Origin of the sequence: Chryseobacterium sp. CH21, assembly GCF_004119445.1 — a bacterium.
In the GTDB taxonomy this organism is placed as follows: domain Bacteria; phylum Bacteroidota; class Bacteroidia; order Flavobacteriales; family Weeksellaceae; genus Chryseobacterium.
Genome location: NZ_QICI01000073.1, coordinates 22,311 through 39,524, shown reverse-complemented (window position 1 = coordinate 39,524; position 17,214 = coordinate 22,311). Strand labels below are relative to the sequence as shown.

The 17,214-nt window shown below is 35.8% G+C and carries 20 protein-coding genes and 2 pseudogenes; 15 read left to right on the top strand and 7 right to left on the bottom strand.

Features of this window, described 5'->3' with window-relative positions:
• Window positions 1-36: 36 nt before the first annotated feature.
• The 3 genes from BOQ62_RS16360 (at window position 37) to tsaB (ending at window position 1,932) form a co-directional block, all read left to right on the top strand.
• Window positions 37-408 (top strand): YraN family protein, encoded by a 372-nt coding sequence (locus tag BOQ62_RS16360; RefSeq protein ID WP_129041145.1) that lies wholly within the window; start codon window positions 37-39, stop codon window positions 406-408.
• Between the two features lie 11 nt (window positions 409-419).
• The gene (locus BOQ62_RS16355) at window positions 420-1,169 is read left to right on the top strand and encodes an SDR family NAD(P)-dependent oxidoreductase (RefSeq protein WP_129041143.1); all 750 of its coding nucleotides are present in this window, start codon (window positions 420-422) and stop codon (window positions 1,167-1,169) included.
• 82 nt (window positions 1,170-1,251) lie between these two features.
• Window positions 1,252-1,932 (top strand): tRNA (adenosine(37)-N6)-threonylcarbamoyltransferase complex dimerization subunit type 1 TsaB, encoded by a 681-nt coding sequence (tsaB, locus tag BOQ62_RS16350; RefSeq protein WP_129041141.1) that lies wholly within the window; start codon window positions 1,252-1,254, stop codon window positions 1,930-1,932.
• A gap of 17 nt (window positions 1,933-1,949) precedes the next feature.
• Here the strand turns inward: tsaB and BOQ62_RS23455 are convergent, their stop codons facing one another.
• The 6 genes and pseudogenes from BOQ62_RS23455 to BOQ62_RS16330 form a co-directional block, all read right to left on the bottom strand.
• Window positions 1,950-3,467, bottom strand: a complete 1,518-nt coding sequence (locus BOQ62_RS23455) for a hypothetical protein (protein WP_228414235.1) — start codon at window positions 3,465-3,467, stop codon at window positions 1,950-1,952.
• 3 nt (window positions 3,468-3,470) lie between these two features.
• Window positions 3,471-3,527: pseudogene (locus BOQ62_RS24310) on the bottom strand (hypothetical protein); the annotation flags it as partial.
• A gap of 74 nt (window positions 3,528-3,601) precedes the next feature.
• On the bottom strand, window positions 3,602-4,537 hold the full coding sequence (locus tag BOQ62_RS23450) for a tetratricopeptide repeat protein (RefSeq protein WP_228414233.1): 936 nt from the start codon (window positions 4,535-4,537) through the stop codon (window positions 3,602-3,604).
• A 149-nt stretch (window positions 4,538-4,686) separates the two neighbouring features.
• Window positions 4,687-5,250: a Maf family protein gene (locus tag BOQ62_RS16340; protein ID WP_129041139.1), complete on the bottom strand. Its 564-nt coding sequence runs from the start codon at window positions 5,248-5,250 to the stop codon at window positions 4,687-4,689.
• A gap of 8 nt (window positions 5,251-5,258) precedes the next feature.
• Window positions 5,259-5,777, bottom strand: a complete 519-nt coding sequence (locus BOQ62_RS16335; RefSeq protein ID WP_089693341.1) for a KdsC family phosphatase — start codon at window positions 5,775-5,777, stop codon at window positions 5,259-5,261.
• Window positions 5,767-6,516 carry a Rossmann-like and DUF2520 domain-containing protein gene (locus BOQ62_RS16330; protein ID WP_129041137.1) on the bottom strand — a complete coding sequence of 250 codons (750 nt, stop codon included), beginning with the start codon at window positions 6,514-6,516 and terminating at the stop codon, window positions 5,767-5,769. Before BOQ62_RS16330 ends, BOQ62_RS16335 begins: the two co-directional genes overlap by 11 nt.
• Window positions 6,517-6,696: 180 nt before the next feature.
• Here BOQ62_RS16330 and BOQ62_RS16325 point away from each other — a divergent pair, with 180 nt between their 5' ends.
• The 5 genes from BOQ62_RS16325 to lepA all read left to right on the top strand — a co-directional run bounded on the left by BOQ62_RS16325 (window position 6,697) and on the right by lepA (window position 11,385).
• Window positions 6,697-7,248: an RNA polymerase sigma factor gene (locus BOQ62_RS16325; RefSeq protein WP_105702317.1), complete on the top strand. Its 552-nt coding sequence runs from the start codon at window positions 6,697-6,699 to the stop codon at window positions 7,246-7,248.
• A gap of 78 nt (window positions 7,249-7,326) precedes the next feature.
• On the top strand, window positions 7,327-7,809 hold the full coding sequence (locus tag BOQ62_RS16320) for a hypothetical protein (protein ID WP_228414231.1): 483 nt from the start codon (window positions 7,327-7,329) through the stop codon (window positions 7,807-7,809).
• A 5-nt stretch (window positions 7,810-7,814) separates the two neighbouring features.
• Window positions 7,815-8,327, top strand: a complete 513-nt coding sequence (locus tag BOQ62_RS16315; protein ID WP_129041133.1) for a hypothetical protein — start codon at window positions 7,815-7,817, stop codon at window positions 8,325-8,327.
• A gap of 80 nt (window positions 8,328-8,407) precedes the next feature.
• Window positions 8,408-9,463 carry a hypothetical protein gene (locus BOQ62_RS16310; protein WP_129041131.1) on the top strand — a complete coding sequence of 352 codons (1,056 nt, stop codon included), beginning with the start codon at window positions 8,408-8,410 and terminating at the stop codon, window positions 9,461-9,463.
• Window positions 9,464-9,588: 125 nt separating this feature from the next.
• On the top strand, window positions 9,589-11,385 hold the full coding sequence (gene lepA / locus BOQ62_RS16305; protein ID WP_129041129.1) for a translation elongation factor 4: 1,797 nt from the start codon (window positions 9,589-9,591) through the stop codon (window positions 11,383-11,385).
• A 50-nt stretch (window positions 11,386-11,435) separates the two neighbouring features.
• On the opposite strand, the gene BOQ62_RS16300 is transcribed toward lepA, so the two are convergent.
• Window positions 11,436-12,080 (bottom strand): DUF1579 domain-containing protein, encoded by a 645-nt coding sequence (locus BOQ62_RS16300; RefSeq protein ID WP_129041127.1) that lies wholly within the window; start codon window positions 12,078-12,080, stop codon window positions 11,436-11,438.
• Window positions 12,081-12,199: 119 nt separating this feature from the next.
• On the opposite strand from BOQ62_RS16300, the pseudogene BOQ62_RS16295 reads away from it, so the two are divergent.
• The 7 genes and pseudogenes from BOQ62_RS16295 (at window position 12,200) to BOQ62_RS16265 (ending at window position 17,211) form a co-directional block, all read left to right on the top strand.
• Window positions 12,200-12,897, top strand: a pseudogene (locus tag BOQ62_RS16295) (NrtR DNA-binding winged helix domain-containing protein).
• 220 nt (window positions 12,898-13,117) lie between these two features.
• Window positions 13,118-13,660 (top strand): NADAR family protein, encoded by a 543-nt coding sequence (locus tag BOQ62_RS16290; RefSeq protein WP_129041126.1) that lies wholly within the window; start codon window positions 13,118-13,120, stop codon window positions 13,658-13,660.
• A 28-nt stretch (window positions 13,661-13,688) separates the two neighbouring features.
• Window positions 13,689-14,237 carry a 2OG-Fe(II) oxygenase gene (locus tag BOQ62_RS16285; RefSeq protein WP_129041124.1) on the top strand — a complete coding sequence of 183 codons (549 nt, stop codon included), beginning with the start codon at window positions 13,689-13,691 and terminating at the stop codon, window positions 14,235-14,237.
• A gap of 77 nt (window positions 14,238-14,314) precedes the next feature.
• Window positions 14,315-14,650: a hypothetical protein gene (locus BOQ62_RS16280; RefSeq protein ID WP_034693999.1), complete on the top strand. Its 336-nt coding sequence runs from the start codon at window positions 14,315-14,317 to the stop codon at window positions 14,648-14,650.
• A gap of 2 nt (window positions 14,651-14,652) precedes the next feature.
• Window positions 14,653-15,507, top strand: coding sequence for a hypothetical protein (locus BOQ62_RS16275; RefSeq protein WP_129041122.1), 855 nt, complete (start codon window positions 14,653-14,655; stop codon window positions 15,505-15,507).
• 63 nt (window positions 15,508-15,570) lie between these two features.
• Window positions 15,571-16,641 carry an adenylosuccinate synthetase gene (locus tag BOQ62_RS16270; protein WP_129041119.1) on the top strand — a complete coding sequence of 357 codons (1,071 nt, stop codon included), beginning with the start codon at window positions 15,571-15,573 and terminating at the stop codon, window positions 16,639-16,641.
• Window positions 16,642-16,734: 93 nt separating this feature from the next.
• Window positions 16,735-17,211 carry a macro domain-containing protein gene (locus BOQ62_RS16265; RefSeq protein WP_129041117.1) on the top strand — a complete coding sequence of 159 codons (477 nt, stop codon included), beginning with the start codon at window positions 16,735-16,737 and terminating at the stop codon, window positions 17,209-17,211.
• Window positions 17,212-17,214 lie beyond the last annotated feature (3 nt).

Genomic DNA, 17,214 nt, shown 5'->3' with positions numbered 1-17,214 from the left:
TCACTCTCCTATCTCCAAACTCTTAAACATAACAATATGGCTCACCATAACGATTTTGGAAAAATAGCAGAAAATATAGCCACTGAATATCTTCAGAAAAATGGCTATAAAATCCTGGTCAGAAACTTCCGTTTTCAGAAAGCTGAGATTGATATCATTGCTGAAAAAGACAATCTGATTATTGTTCTCGAAGTGAAGGCGAGATCTACTGATGCGTTTATGCTGCCACAGGAAGCGGTAACCAAAACTAAAATAAAATCTATTGTTTCTGCAGCCAATCATTATCTGGAAGAATGTAATAAAGATAACGAAGTCAGATTTGATATCATTTCCGTTCTTCCCGATGAAAATAAAAACTTAATTATTGACCATATCAAAGATGCTTTTCAGGCCTTTGATGCCAATTAATAAATCATATTATGAAGACAATATTAATTACCGGAGCTACTTCCGGAATAGGTAAATCTACTGCAGAGCTTCTTGCAAAACAAGGAAACAGAATCATTATCTGCGGAAGAAGGAGCGAGGTGCTGGAAGCTGTAAAATCTGAGCTATCTCAATATACCGAAATATTTAGTTTGAAGTTTGATGTTAGCAATCTTGAAGAAGTGGAAACCGCCATCAATTCGCTTCCTGAAAACTGGAAAGAGATTGATGTTCTGATCAATAATGCCGGGAATGCTCACGGATTAGATCCACTTTCAGCTGGTAAGACGGATGACTGGGATTCCATGATTGACGGAAATGTAAAGGGCTTACTTTATGTTTCCAAAATGATAATCCCCATTATGAAAACTAAAAATTTAGGTCATATTGTAAATATCAGTTCTGTAGCAGCCAGGCAAACTTACACCAATGGAGTAGTGTACTGTGCAACGAAAAAAGCAGTAGACGTTATTTCGGAAGGGATGAGACTGGAACTTACTGAGTTTGGTATCAAAGTAACCAATATTCAGCCGGGAGCTGTAGAAACAGATTTCTCATTGATAAGATTCAAAGGTGACAGTGAGAGGGCTTCAACGGTATATGCAGGTTATGAACCTTTAAAAGCAGAAGATATTGCAGATGCCATTGCTTATTGCGTAAATGCCCCGAAACACGTTACGATTTCAGATATGACCATCTATCCCAGTGCACAGGCAGATCCAAGAACGATTTATAGAAAATAGTCCAAAATAATGGATTAAATTTGCAGAATATTAAAAGCAAGATTGTTTTTTGCAATATTGCAGTTTAGCTTAAAACAAAAAAATGAAAATTCTATATCTGGAAACCTCTTCTAAAAACTGTTCGGTAGCCGTATCAGACAATGAAAAACTATTGTGCTTATGTGAAGAAGTTTCTGAAAACTATAAACAGTCTGAAAGCCTTCATACCTATGTAGAATGGGCTTTGGAAGGAGCTGGAATCTCACTTAAAGATATCGAAGCCGTTTCTTTAGGAAAAGGCCCCGGATCTTATACGGGTTTAAGAATTGGTGCAGCCTCCGCAAAAGGATTTTGCTACGGACTCAAAGTTCCTTTAGTTGCAGTAAATTCTCTTGAAAGCATGATAGAGCCCTTTTTAGGCAATAACTATGACTTTGTAGTGCCTTTGGTTGATGCGAGGAGAATGGAGGTGTATACGGCCGTTTACGACGGTCATACGGGAAAAGAATTGTCACAGACAGAGGCTAAGATTTTAGATGAAACTTCTTTTGAAGAATTCAGAGATAAAAAAATATTGTTTGTAGGCGATGGGGCTAAGAAAGCAAAAGAGATACTGAACCTTCCTGATGCCGTTTTTAATGAGAATGTTTATCCAACTTCCCAATACCTTATCAGGAAGACCCTGAAAAAAATAGAAAATAAGGAATTTGAAGATATGGCTTATTTTGAGCCTTTTTATCTCAAAGATTTCCACGGCGTAAAGAAAAAGAAAAGCGAAGAATAAATCTTCGCTTTTTTATTTTATTGAGGTCTTGGCGGCGGGCCAGACGGTGGTTTGTTTTCGTTTGTTTTTTTATCCTTTTGCATTTGTAGAGAAGGATTCGTTTGTGGTGGAGTAGTACCTGTCTGTTGCTGCAGATCTACATTTTCCAGTTTCTGTACTTTTCCGTTATTCATTTGTGGAATACCTGTTCCATTAGGGCTATTAGGCTGAGTGGGTCTGCCATCAGGCTGTTGCGGCATAGGATTTCCTTTAGTATCTGTAGCCTGAAAGCTTAGATCACTTTTAAGATAATTCAGCATTTCCTTAGCTCTTGCACCTTCAGCCGTTTTAGAATAATTCAGGGCAATCTGTTCAAGCTGCAGAATCATAACTTCTTTTCCACTGGATTTTCCTGCGTTAAAAGCATTTAATAAATATAATTTAGGAACCAGTGCATCTTTAGGAAACTTCTGAATAGTCTGATCTATGATATCTTTACTTTCTGCAAATTTTTCGGATTCAAACAGGGCATAGGCCTTTTTATATTCATTTTCAACTTCTTCAGTTGATTTTACGAAAGTTTTGTTTTTAGGATTTCTTGCAAATTCAGCATAGGAAGTATATGGATAATCTGTTAGTAGAATTTGTTTTGCTCTTTCAGAAGCTTGAGGATTTTTCTCATAATTCATAGCAAAAATCTCATACAATGCCTGAAGCATTACCTTTTCTTCCGGTTTTACGTCTACAAGGTCATATAGCGTTTTCGTAGCTAGGGGAGTGTTGGTAAAATAGTTCTGATACATAATTCCCAAACCTAAAGAAGCAGTGTCTCTGTCCTTTTTTAACTGGGATAATTTACCCTGATCTGTTGGGATCTGTTCAATGTAATAGGCAGGCTCAAAACGTCTTGGATTAGGTGCAGAAGTTACTCCCAATGCTTCATTCTTCATATCCTCAATAGAAGACATTTTCTTTGAAAATCGCCAGTTGTCGGCAAGTGCACGATCTCCCCATACCTGCTTAAATGTGGAAGTCCCTTTACTTACTGTCCCGGTGTTGCTGAAGTAAAATGATTTTGTAGTTACTCCAAAATCCTCAAAAGCATTAGCAGATCCATTGGCAAAAATAGAATTGGCACTATAATCCCCGGTATCAAATCCTTTGCTTCTTTCAGCACGTCTTCTTTCCTGTTCTTCCTTCTCTTCTTTAATCTTTAATTTGGCAATATATTTCGTAAAATAGTCTGTTTTCTGTGTATTATCCATCTTAGCCAAAGAAAGGATACTATCATTCTTTTTGATAAGATAATAGTTTTTGGATATCTTTTTGATGTATTCTGACTGGTCTTTTAATAAGATTTTTGAAGGCTCATAAGTCATTACGGCAAGTGCAGAATCATAATAACTTCCTGCACCGATGTAATCATTTTTTTCCAGATAGCTTTTTCCGATTTCATAATAAGCCAATCCACGAATCTGAGGGTCAGAAACTTTTTCAAACAGGGATTTTCTGAAGAACTGTTGTGCTTCATCTTTTTTCCCTGCCTTATTGGCCATTAAGCCTAAAGCATAGTAAAATTCATTCTTTCTGGATCCGTAAGTTCCTTTTTTACTGATGCCTTCCAGATAGTTTTTTGCTCCCGCATAATCACCTTTACCATTAAAAGTTTTGGCAATAGCAATCTGGGACTTTACTTCAAATTCGAAATCGTTAGCATATTTATAAGCTGCTGTATAGCTTTCTCTCGCTTTATCATTCTGTCCAAGGTTTCGAAAACCTGTCCTCTTAAGTAAGCAATTCTGCTCTTAAGCTTTCTGTTGCTGTTCAGTTCGAAAGCATCATCCAATTCTTTGGCTGCTTCTTCCTTTTTACCGGCATCTAGCAAAGATTCAGCATAATAAATGCTTAGCAGTTTTGCATAGCTTTTATTGATGTCTTCTCCTTTCAGTTTAGCAAAAGTTTCATGTGCTCTGTGATAATCTTTGATCTTGTCATAGGCAAGGCCCTGATAAATTCTTGCCAATGGAATCCTCTTATCATCTTTCATATGAGTGAAAACATAGTTAAGAGCATCCAGGGCTTCCAGCGATTTACCACGATAAATTCTGGCTTGGGCAAGGATCATGTAAGCATCAAAAATGGTCTTGTTTTTTTCTTCTCCATTTCTGGTTACAGAATATTTATTGATGGCTTTTAAAGCTTTTGCTTCCGCAATTTCAAGGGTAGTGGCTCCTTTGCCCTGTTCTCCATCAGGTCTGGCAGGTCCATTTCCTGAAGATCCTCCAGGCCTGTTAGGTGCTTCGGAATCGCCTCTTCCTGAAGGTCTATTGGCTACTTCAGCCATTCTCATAGAGTTTTCGGCAAAAGCCTCAGACTGTCCAAGATCACTACCTAAAGGCTGGTCTTCATAGGTGAGAATGGGAATATAAGGTGCATAAAAATTGTCTTTATGCCCTTTATCTCTGGTTGTAAACTCACTGTTCAATGCATCTTTTGCATTAAAAAGGGTGTTGTAGTATGTGGAAAATCCTTTCAACAGTTTTGATCGCTGCTCCGGCTTTTTTGTTTTAGTAGCACAGGAAGCAACAAGGCATATCACTAAAAGGAATAATATATTCTTTTTCATTATTCAATATAACTCGCTAATCTTCTATTTATTATCAGCTGTTTGATGATTTTGTAAAAATAATAAAATTTTATAATGAATAATATTTATATTTCTTGTGGAAATATTTTATTTTTACTTTAACAGACATTCCAAACTTCAAGAATCGATTAAATCAGAGAGATTTCTTTCAATATTTTGTAAACAAGATGTGTAGGAAGTCCCATAATGGTATAAAAACTTCCTGTCATATTAGTGATTTTTGCCATTCCCAACCATTCCTGAATACCATAGCTGCCCGCTTTATCGAAAGGTTTATAATTTTGAATGTAATAGCTTATTTCCGCATCTGAAAGCTCATCAAGGGTGACATCGGCTACATCTGTTTCTGTAAAAATTTTATTTGCAGTTTTAATTGTTATCCCTGTATAAACCTGATGCGTTCTTCCCGAAAGGCTTCTGAGCATGTTGAATGCATCAACTTCATCTTTAGGCTTTCCAAGGATGAGATCGTCAACAGCTACTACAGTATCAGCGGTTAAAAGAACTTCATCACCCTCCAGATTTCTAAAAGCAGCTGCTTTTAAATCAGAAAGATAAGCGGCGGCTTCCTCTATTTTAATATTGTCCGGAATGATTTCCTCACAGTCTATTTTTACCACTTCAAATTCAAAACCCAGGCTGGAAAGTAGTTCTTTTCTTCTTGGCGATTGTGATGCTAAAAGTAATTTCATACCGTTCATTATACAGATTGAGTATTATCGTCATGCCAGTTCCCCTGAACTTTCATCACCTGTTCAATCACATCACGCACAGCACCTGTTCCTCCTTTTTTCGGGGAAATATAATCGGAGATCCCTTTTACCTCTGGAACTGCATTTTCAGGACAGGCTGCAATAGCTGAACTTTCCATAATATGAATATCCGGAAGATCATCACCCATAGTCAGAATCTCTTCATTCTTAAGATTATATTTCTTCTTAAAATCCTCAAAATCTTCAATTTTGTTGTGGGACTTCGGGTAGTAATCCTGAATACCTAGATAATTGATTCTGTGTTTTACCATTTCATCATTTCCTCCCGTGATAACCCCAATCAGATAATTATTTTTTAATGCTTTTACTACGGCATAACCGTCCAGAACATTCATTACCCTGCACATATTTCCTCCCGGAAGAAGATAAACACTTCCGTCTGTGAAAACTCCGTCTACATCAAATACAAATGCCTTAATATCTTTTAATTTCTCTTTATAACTCATACATTTTCTGAATAGAATGATTCATTGTTTTATAAATTTCAAGACTTTCGTCTTTTAATAACTGTTCATGCAGTTGTAAAATCCTTACATCGTTTCTCACTGCAGGTCCGGTTTGTGCCTGCTTAGGTTCAATTTCATAAATTTTTTGCACCGTTTCATCAATCAGCGGTAAAAAATAATCAAACGGAATTTCCTGAGAATCTGAAATTTCTTTAGCTCTTGAAAAAAGGTGATTCACAAAATTACAGGCGAAAACTGCTGTCAAATGAATATATTTTCTTTTTTCATGACTGCTTTCCATTACCTTTTCTGAAATCTGCGAAGCAAGGTCAAATAATATTTTCTGATCTTCTTCATTCTCGGCTTCTACAAAAAACGGAATTTTTTCATACTCCAGCTCCTTTGATTTTGAAAAAGTCTGTAAAGGGTAAAAGCTGGATTTTCTGTATTCGCCGGCAAGCACTTCTTTTGGAAGAGATCCTGATGTATGGGCTACCAAAATATCTTTTTTGGTAATGATTTTCGAAACTTCTTCTACAGAATTGTCACTCACACAGATGATATAAAGATCTGCCTCTTCCAGATGCTCTGTGGAATAAGGAATCTTTAATTCTTCAGAAATTTTACTTAATTCTTTTTCGTTCCTGCCAAAAATCTGGGCCAGGGGAATGCTTTTCAAAGTGAAAGCTTTTGCCATATGATAGGCAACATTTCCGGAACCGATTATTACAATTTGCATATAACAAATATAAGATTTTAAGCTGAGAGGGAAAAGGAAGAAGATTTCTGAAATAGAATACTTCAATACAGGCACGTTTATTGCGTAACTGTCTCATATTATTTTAATTTTTAATCTGAAAATTGAATTTTTAATTTAACTTTCAGTTATTTTTGTAATCCAAAACAGTGAAAGCATCTTATGAAGATTAAGGACGCGGAGATTATTTCGTTGATGCAGAATCCACGGACCCAGGATAAGGGAGTCCGTGCCTTGATGGATGCCTATCAAAGCAGATTGTATTGGCACATAAGAAGAATTATTGTGGATGGAGACCTCGCACAAGATACTTTGCAGGAGACTTTTATTAAAGCATATCAGAATTTCCATCAGTTCAAAAATGATAGCCAGTTGTATACCTGGTTGTACAGAATCGCTACCAACGAAGCACTACAGCAGGTCAACAAAATGAAGAAAATGCAGAAAACAGATGAGGATCCGGAGTATCACATGCAAAATCTTGTTGCCGATAACACAGAAGGTGATGCTGAGGAAATACAGATTTTACTGCAGAACGCTATACAGAGTCTGCCCGAAAAGCAGAAACTGGTATTTATGATGAGGTATTATGATGATTTGCCCTATGAAGAAATATCAAAAATTGTAGATATGTCTGTAGGAACTTTGAAAACAAATTATCATTATGCTAAACAGAAAATAGAAGAATATATTAAAGAAAATTACGAAAGATAATTTTTTGACCCAACAAAGATGAAAGAGTTCGACATAGAAAAATTAGAGCGTAAAAACATTTACACAGTTCCTGATAATATGTTTGAAAATATTCAGGAGAACGTTATGAATGATATAAAGACAAGTAAAAAAGCACCTGTCTTTAAGCTGAATTGGATGTATGCTGCAGCGGCATCACTTGCTTTGATCTTTGGAGCAACCTATGTTCTCAATTCAGATAATGATTCTGCAGAGCAAACACTGAATGCTAAAACGGAATATGCTGCCAATAACGAAGAACCAAAGACAGAGAGCGAGAAGGCTTATGAAACTTTAAAATCTGATTTAACTTCTGTTGAAAATAATAATCAAACAGTTGAAAATCAAAATGATAAAAATGTTTATGCTTCTAAAGGAGGGGAGGTAACTGAAAAAATATCAGCGACACCAAAACCGGTAAAAGCAGTAACAAAAAAAGAAGAAATACAAATGAATGATTACCTGGATTCTTTTTCTAATTCTGAAATTGCAGAGTTAGCAAGTAATTCCACTCAGGATGTTTATTTGGATATATATAACTAAAAAAGATGAAAAAGATATTATTTGCGTTTTTGATTATTTACGGCTTTGGCTTAAATGCCCAGAGGACAGATTATGATTGGAAGAAAATGGATCCTAAGCAGAGGAAAGAAGTCATCAATAATCTTTCTCCGGAAGAGAGAAAAGATCTCCTAAAGAAATTCAGGAACAATATGATCATGGAAAGCCTGAACGTAGATCCTGGTGATAAAGCAGAATTTACCCAATTATATAACGAATATCTGGAAAGCCAGAAGCAGATAAAAAGCCAGTTTAACTCAAGCTTTGATCCGGAAACATTAACGGATGATGAAGCAAAAGCTAAATTACAGCAAAGCTTTGAAGTAGGACAAAAGCTTCTGGATAACAGAAAGAAATACGCAGAAAAAATGCAGCAGGTAATACCCTGCCAAAAAGTTCTGAAGCTGTTTCAATCCGAAAAAATGATGAAGGATAAAATGGACGAAAGAAAACCTCACGGAAAAGATAATAATGCTTCGGGACCTAAACAGAACCCATAATAGTTTATTTTTTTAATGTTGGACGGCTCTTACAGATCTTTCTGTGAGAGCCGTTTAATTTTTATTCTAAATTTCTATTTTTGCCAAAATTAAGAAATGAAAAAATATTTTTCTTCTTTTTGCTTTCAGCTTTATGGTCAGCTCAAAAGACAGAAATAATAGAACTTAAGAATAATATCAAAGATAGAAAAGGGCTTACAAGATCTCTTTCTTTTATTGATAACAGACCGGATAAAAACATAGGAACTGTTCAGGATAAAAAAAATAGTGTTGAGTTTAGATTTGCCAGTGGCGATCTTAAAGGGCTTGTTGAAGGCTGGTTTAAAGGAGATAATAATAAGGCATCAGGAAATAACGATATTGTTCTTATGCTTGAAGATCTTAAGATTTATGAAGAACAGGATAATAACAGGACATTTCCCTATGTGAAAGCCAGAATTAAACTTTCAAGCTTTATTAAAAGAAATGATAAGTATTATTTTATCGGGAGATACAATAATGTGATTGTTTCCAATCCAAATGTAACCACACATCCTTCCATCTTTCTCGCAGGGGAGATTTCTGAGATATTCACTCAATTTGTAAAAGCTTCTTATTATCCAAATATTGCCCAAGGATACTTTATCCCTGAAAGTGAAATCAATAGATATGAAGAATATTTAAATAAAGGGTATAAAGCATTTAATAATGATGTTCTAAAAGACGGAGTGTATACCAGCTTTCAGAAATTTCATAACCAGGAGCCTGATCTGGATTACTCTGTCAAAAAGAACAGAAAAGGAAAAGTGATACAGCTAATGTATAATGACCTTGAAACTTCTCTTTATAAAATGTACTGTTATGTAGAGAATGGAAAGGCATATAAAATTACACCAGTAGGATTTGAAGAAATGCAGAAGGACTCTAAAGGCTTTTATATTTATTCTTCCAGAACTAATCTTTTCGCAGCATCTCAAACCGGAGGATTATTTGTAGGAGCAGTAGCCGGAGGTTTAGTAGGAGCATTAATTGGTGCTGCAATTGATTCTTCGTCCGATGCTAACGCAGGGGCTGTTCAGGCTGTAGGATTCAGATCTACCATGGAATCTAATATTTATATTGATTCTCTAACGGGAGGGTATGTTTTTGAAAAATAAAATGATACTTACTGGCTTTAAAATAAAATATTTCTGTCGGGAAATTAAATAAATTGATACAATAAGATAATGAAAGACAATAATCTCTCTCTTTTTTTTATCTTTGCAAATTACAAGATTCTTAAATGAAAAACATACGAAATTTTTGCATAATCGCTCATATCGACCATGGTAAAAGTACCCTGGCAGACCGTCTATTGGAGTACACGAATACCGTTACCCAAAGAGAATTACAGTCTCAGACGCTTGATGATATGGATTTGGAGAAAGAACGTGGGATTACCATCAAGTCACACGCTATCCAGATGGATTATGAGTATAAAGGAGAAAAATATATTTTAAACCTTATTGATACACCGGGACACGTTGACTTCTCTTATGAAGTTTCCCGTTCTATTGCTGCCTGTGAAGGTGCTCTTCTTATTGTAGATGCTGCACAGAGTATTCAGGCACAAACCATCAGTAATCTGTATCTGGCATTGGAAAATGATTTGACAATCATTCCGATTTTGAATAAAATTGACCTTCCTTCTGCAAACCCTGAAGAAGTAACCGATGAAATCATGAATCTGATTGGGTGCGAGTATGAAGATGTTCTAAGAGTTTCAGGAAAAACAGGAGAAGGTGTTCACAACCTTCTTGAGCAGATTGTTGAAAGAATTCCTGCGCCGGTAGGAAATCCTGATGGTCCGCTTCAGGCTTTGATCTTTGACTCTGTTTACAACCCTTTCAGAGGAATTGAAGCGTATTTCAAAGTTGTGAACGGAAGTATCACAAAAAATGAAAAGATCAAATTCTTTGCTACAGGAAAAGAATATGGGGCTGATGAAGTAGGTACTCTGAAACTGAAGCAGGTTCCAAAGAAAACTATCCAGTGTGGGGATGTAGGATATCTGGTTTCCGGTATTAAAGATGCCCGTGAAGTAAAGGTAGGAGATACCATCACGTCATTTGAAAACCCTGCAGATGGACCAATTGATGGATTCGAAGAAGTAAAGCCAATGGTATTTGCCGGGATTTACCCAATTGATTCTGAGGATTTTGAGGAATTAAGATTCTCTCTTGAAAAATTAAGACTGAATGATGCTTCTCTGGTTTTCGAGCCGGAAAGTTCTGCAGCACTTGGATTTGGTTTCCGTTGCGGATTCTTAGGAATGCTTCACATGGAAATTGTTCAGGAACGTCTTGACAGAGAGTTCAATATGAACGTGATCACCACAGTACCGAACGTTTCTTATTTTGGTTATACTAAAAAAGAACCTGAAGTTCCTATTTTGATCAACAACCCATCTGAGATGATGGATCCTTCAACGATGGACAGAGTAGAAGAACCTTTCATTAAGGCTTCAATCATTACAAAATCTGATTTCGTAGGAGCAGTAATGACTTTATGTATCGAAAAAAGAGGAGAAATTGTTAATCAAAGTTATCTGACGTCAGAAAGAGTAGAGTTAATTTTCAATATGCCGCTTGCTGAGGTTGTATTCGATTTCTATGACAGACTGAAATCAATCTCTAAAGGATATGCTTCATTCGATTATCACCCAATCGGATTCAGAGCCTCTAAGCTTGTAAAAATGGATATCCTGATCAATGGTGATATGGTAGATGCTTTATCTTCATTGATTCATGATTCTAATGCTTATTACATTGGTAAGAGAATGTGTGAGAAGCTTCGTGAGCTGATCCCAAGACAACAGTTTGATATTGCTGTTCAGGCTGCATTAGGAACGAAAGTAATCGCAAGAGAAACTATTAAAGCCTTGAGAAAAGACGTTACTGCAAAATGTTATGGAGGAGATATTTCCAGAAAACGTAAACTATTGGAAAAGCAGAAAGAAGGTAAAAAGAAAATGAAGCAGATTGGTAGAGTAGAAGTACCACAATCAGCATTCATGGCTGTATTAAAATTAAATGATTAATTCATTATAAACACAAAAACCGCTTCTGACGAAGCGGTTTTTTTATGGATTTATTTTTTACGGGTATATTTTATTTCCATTGTTTTATACTCTTTTCCTGTTTTGGAATCAGGTCCGTACATTTCAAGCTTCTGAGTATTATCATCCACAAAAGTGAATACTTCTCTGAAATCACAGTCTTTTCCTGGTCTTGAAGGATCTGTCATTTTTCCTTTGAATTCGACAGATTTTGTAGAAGGATTCCAGTCTCCTTCACTATGCATGATTCCAGTTCCCATATTGTCGATCCATGTGCTTACAAATTTCTTTTTTGAGTTGTCATATCCTACAATACTCATTCCTTCAAAAGGCATTCCCATAAAATCCCCTTTGTGATTCGTAATCTGATAACGTCCGCCAAACATCATTTTATTGGTAGCCTCGGATTTACTGATCATAGGTTTTGCTCCGTTTTCCATCCACATGGAAGTTTCTCCGTTCCAGGTTCCATCAGATTTTGCCAGCATTTTTTGCATTTCTCCCGGAGTTGAGTAAACCATCCAGTCTTTCATGGCTGTTGCGGAATCTACAGGTTTCCATTCAGAATTTGAAGCCGTAGAATCTGTCTTATCCGAACCAGCAGCAGTTGTTGTTTTTCCTTTCTCACAAGCTATTAATAAGAAAGCTGCAGAAAGAATTGTTAATAAATTTTTCATAATTGTTTAGTTTTAAGAATGTTATAATGATAACTTAAAGATAAGAACTTTTATTATAATTGAAATTATTTTTTAATACAGGCATAAATCGTAGCTTTGTGTATTCGTAACGCAAATCAATTTATGGAGTCTCCAAAAAATTACAGGATATAAAAGTGGCGGTAGATGCCGTTATTTTCGGATATTTTGATAAAAAAGATCTTCAGATCCTTCTGATTAAAAGAAATATTGAACCTTTTAAAGGAGGCTGGGCCCTACCAGGTGGTCTTGTTCTGGATGATGAAAGTGTAGATGATGCGGTAAAAAGAGAACTCTATGAAGAGGCAGGCATAAAGCCCGATTTTTGGAACAATTGTATACATTTGGTAATCTTGGCCGGGACCCAAGGAACAGAGTGGTTTCTGTGGCTTATCTGGGGCTTGTAAACCCTTCTTACCATGAACTGTTTGCTGATTCAGATGCAGAAGATGCGCAATGGTTCAGTGTTAATAAACTTCCTTCAGTAGCTTTTGATCACAAAACAATCATTGAAACTGCTTTAAAAAGACTTCGCACGAAAATTCAGTACCAGCCGATCGGGTTCAATCTTCTCAATGAAGAATTCCCTTTTTCAGATCTTGAAAACCTTTATAAAACAATTGTCGGACAGGAAATTGACAGAAGAAATTTCCGCAAGAAAATCATGAGTTATGGATTGCTCAACGAAACCAACAATGTTAAGAAAGAAGGAAGCGGCAGACCCGGAAAACTTTTTACTTTCAATAAAGAAAAATATAAAGAACTGGAAGAGCAGGGCTTTTATTTTGAGATTAAATAGTTTGTTAAACACATTTTTTTACCATTTAATTCAATTAGCTTTATTCTAAACGCATCAAATTTGTGCCATTTGTGATCAAAATTTGTGTTATTCGTGTTTACTGAAATTAAATTTTTATAGCTGAAAATCAATCAATTAAATTAATTAGTGTAAAATTAACACAAATAAATTTGGATGATAGAATCATATTCTTTTAAATTTGTGTCAAAATAACGCAATCATGAAATACACCATACAAAATATTACAGAACGCTTTCAGAAGAAGGAAAGAATAAAGTTTCTCTTTTTCTGGGGACACACAGCAAAAGATATGGTTACCAAATCATGCTTCAGCCAATGGTTTCCGGGAAGTTTTGAAGAAAACAGAGTTACTTACAAAACAGCAGAACATTATATGATGGCAGGAAAAGCCAGATTATTTAATGATTCTGAAACAGAAGAGGAAATCTTAAAGGCCAATACTCCTAATCAGGCAAAAGCTTTGGGCAGAAAAGTAAAAAACTTTGATCCGAAGCGTTGGGATGAGCATAAATATCAAATTGTTACCCAAGGAAATTTACTGAAGTTCTCTCAAAATCAGAAATTTAAAGATTTTCTTTTGTCAACCGGAGATAAAATTCTAGTAGAGGCAAGTCCTTATGATAAAATCTGGGGAATCGGGATGCTGGAAACAGATAACAGAGCAGAAAATCCTTTATTATGGAATGGAGAAAACCTTTTAGGATTTGCTTTGATGGAAGTAAGAGATGAATTAAGAAGGTAAAAACACAAACCAAACACAGAATATTATTATGGAAAAAACAGAATTGTACCCACAAATATTTCTGATTGAAGATTTTCTGACTGAAACGGAATGTGATCATTACATCAGTCTTTCTCAGGAAAAAGTTTTTGAAGAAGCAAAAATCAATGTATTTGGACGTCAGCAGATGAATAAAGGAATCAGAAATAATGACCGGCTGATGATTTTTGATACATCAATCGCTGAAGAACTTTTTAACAAAGCTGTAGAATTTTTACCTCAGGAACATGATGGATATCAGATTCTTAACTTTAATGAAATGCTCAGAGTTTACAAATATGCTCCCGGGCAACAGTTCAAAATGCACAGAGACGGAAGTTATATCAGAAATGAGAGAGAGAAAAGCTTCTACACTTTTATGATTTACCTGAATGATGATTTTGAAGGAGGAGAAACAGAATTTGAAAACCTGTTTACAATCGCTCCAAAGAAAGGAACAGCCCTTATTTTTCATCATCCTTTAAGACATGAAGGAAAAACGTTGATCAATGGATTGAAATATGTTTTGAGAACAGATGTAATGTATTCAAAAGTATAAATCATCCATAAAAAAGGAAGGCATTACTATGTCTTGTTTAATTAGTGTAATATTAACACAAATAAAAATATTTGATCATGGAAGATGAATTAAAACCCAGATTTATCGAATCATTACAAAGAAATAATGATCAGATCAGAGAAGACCGTGCTAGAATCATTGGAGCAGATTCCGAATTGATCTACAGACGCAGAGTGGAAGATATCGAATTAAAAATTAAAAGACTCGAGCGCGAACAGGAAGGACTTATTGACATCAGTCCTTTAGACAGAAACAGTCTGACTTTTGCGGATTTTAATCCCGAAGCATTCGTTCAGAAAGACATGGAATTATCATTAACAATCAGAAATCTGAATATTCAGCTTGAGGTAACCCAAAAGAGATTTGAATATTTATTTGGAAAAACATTATAGTCATGGGAAGCACAAGATACGATTTAGACGCTCGTTATGACAGAGCAAGCAAAGCAGGTTACGGAACAAAATCTGCGGGAGAAATTTTCACTCAGAATGCCAAAAGAATGGCTCATGAATCTATGAATCCACACGGAATTTCTTTCAGAGAATCCAGAGATTCAGAAGTTCACCCTCATTCGGTTCCTATCATTTTAGGTTTGGATGTTACCGGAAGTATGGGACATATACCTCATGAGTTGATCAGAGAAGGATTACCGAAACTCATGGGAGGAATTATTCAGGGAGGTGTTCCTGATCCTGCCTTATTATTTCTTGGAATCGGGGATCATGAATGTGATGGGTATCCGCTTCAGGTGGGACAGTTCGAATCAGGTGATGAAGAACTGGATATGTGGCTTACAAGAACTTACATTGAATCCGGAGGAGGAGGAAACGCAGGTGAAAGTTATCTTTTAGCATGGTATTTTGCAGCATTTCACACCAGAACAGATGCTTTTGAAAAAAGAGGACAAAAAGGATTACTGTTTACCGTAGGTGATGAACCTTGTTTGAAAACACTTTCTGCATCTGCCATCAGAGAAATTATGGGAAAAGGACAGCAAACTTATACCCATTTTGAACTGCTGGAAGAAGCAAAGAAAAAATATGAAGTATACCACATCAGTGTTTTGCATTCCGATCAGGCATTGAGAGCAGACAGAGGCTGGAAAGAATTATTAGGACAAAACTGTATTTCCATAGCAGATCACAGGGAAATTCCTAATGTTATTAAAGGGATTATCTGTGATAAGTTTAAAAATCAAAGCTTCGGAACAACAGGAACAGGAGGATTGGATCAGTTTCAGATGCTTTAGAAATCTGTCAATGTCATCATAAAATATGAATGGCAATACTAGAAACCTCAAAAATTAAAAGACATGAAAAAGGCGCAAATAGTAATAGGACTTGGTTTTGGTGATGAAGGAAAAGGGATTACCACAGATTTTCTGGCTTCTCAGAATCCGGATGCTGTTGTGATCAGATTTTCAGGAGGACAGCAGGCTGCCCATACCGTAATGATGGATGAAAGAAAGCATGTACATTCCAGTTTTGCAAGTGGTGCACTTCGCGGTCTGCCTTCTTACTTTACAGAGCATTGTACGATTCATCCGGTTTTTCTACTCAATGAGATGGAAGAATTAAAAGCAAAGAACGGAAACATTGAGCTGCATATTCATCCTTTGGCAAAAGTTACCACTCCTTTTGATGTATGGCAGAACAGAACAAATGCACGTAATCTGGAACACGGAACCTGTGGAAAAGGAGTAGGAACCACGATGAAAAGAAACGAAAGTCCTTATAAGTTATTTGCCATAGACCTCATAGCGCCCAAAGAAATGTTGATGGAAAAACTGAAAGGAATAGCTTATTACTATGGTTTTGTAGATGAAAATGAGATTACAGAACTTTTGCAGCCTTTCTTAAATGCTATTGAAGCGATTGATTGGAAAATAAATGATTATAGCTACCTGACTTCGTTTGACCTCCTTATTTTTGAAGGAAGTCAGGGTATTTTACTTGATATGGATCATGGCGTTTTTCCTAATGTGACCTATGCACATACAACTTCAAAAAATGCCTGCGAAATCTGTAAACTTTTAAAAATTGAAGATATTGAAATGTATTATGTGACCAGAAGCTACCTCACCCGTCATGGAAACGGCTGGATGAGCAATGAAAAAGAAATGAATCTGAAAAATAATGAAGAAGAAACCTGTACATTTAATGAATATCAGCAAGAATTAAGGGTTGGAGAAATAGATTACAAACTGCTTAATTATGCTTTAAAATTAGATGGAGCTTATGTATTTCCGGTTAAAAAGAATCTTGTTATTACCTGCTTAGATCAGGTTGATGAGCAATTTAAATTAGAAAATCTGGATGTTGAATTGAATACCGTTTACGGATCCTATTCTCCTTATTCTAAAGATTTTAAACCAATTTTTTAATTTCAAAAAGAAGAAGAAAGGATAAGATAAAAGCATTAATTTTATATTTAATGATAGAATAGAAGAATGATAAATGATTGAAAATTAAGAACCATGAAAGCGATACAATATTTGAAAGGGGATGCAACAGCCCCACAAGCCAAAGGGACAAAAATCATCGCCCATATCTGTAATGACATCGGAGGGTGGGGAAAAGGATTTGTACTGGCTGTTTCCAAAAGATGGGAAGAACCTGAAAAGAAATACAGAGACTGGCATCGCTTCAGAAGTAAAAATGATTTTGCATTAGGAAAAATTCAGTTGGTCCAGGTTGAAAAATACATATATGTAGCCAATATAATCGGACAAAAAGGAATCAAAACAGGAAGTCATGGAGTTCCTGTTCGATATGATGCTATTGAAAAAGCTCTCGAAAAACTTTCCAATGAAGCATTGCTGTTGAATGCAAGCGTTCACATGCCGAGAATTGGATGTGGGCTGGCAGGAGGAAAATGGAAAGAAATAGAACCTATTATTGAAAGAACATTGCTTGCAAAAGAGGTGCAAGTATATGTATATGATTTTGAATAAAAA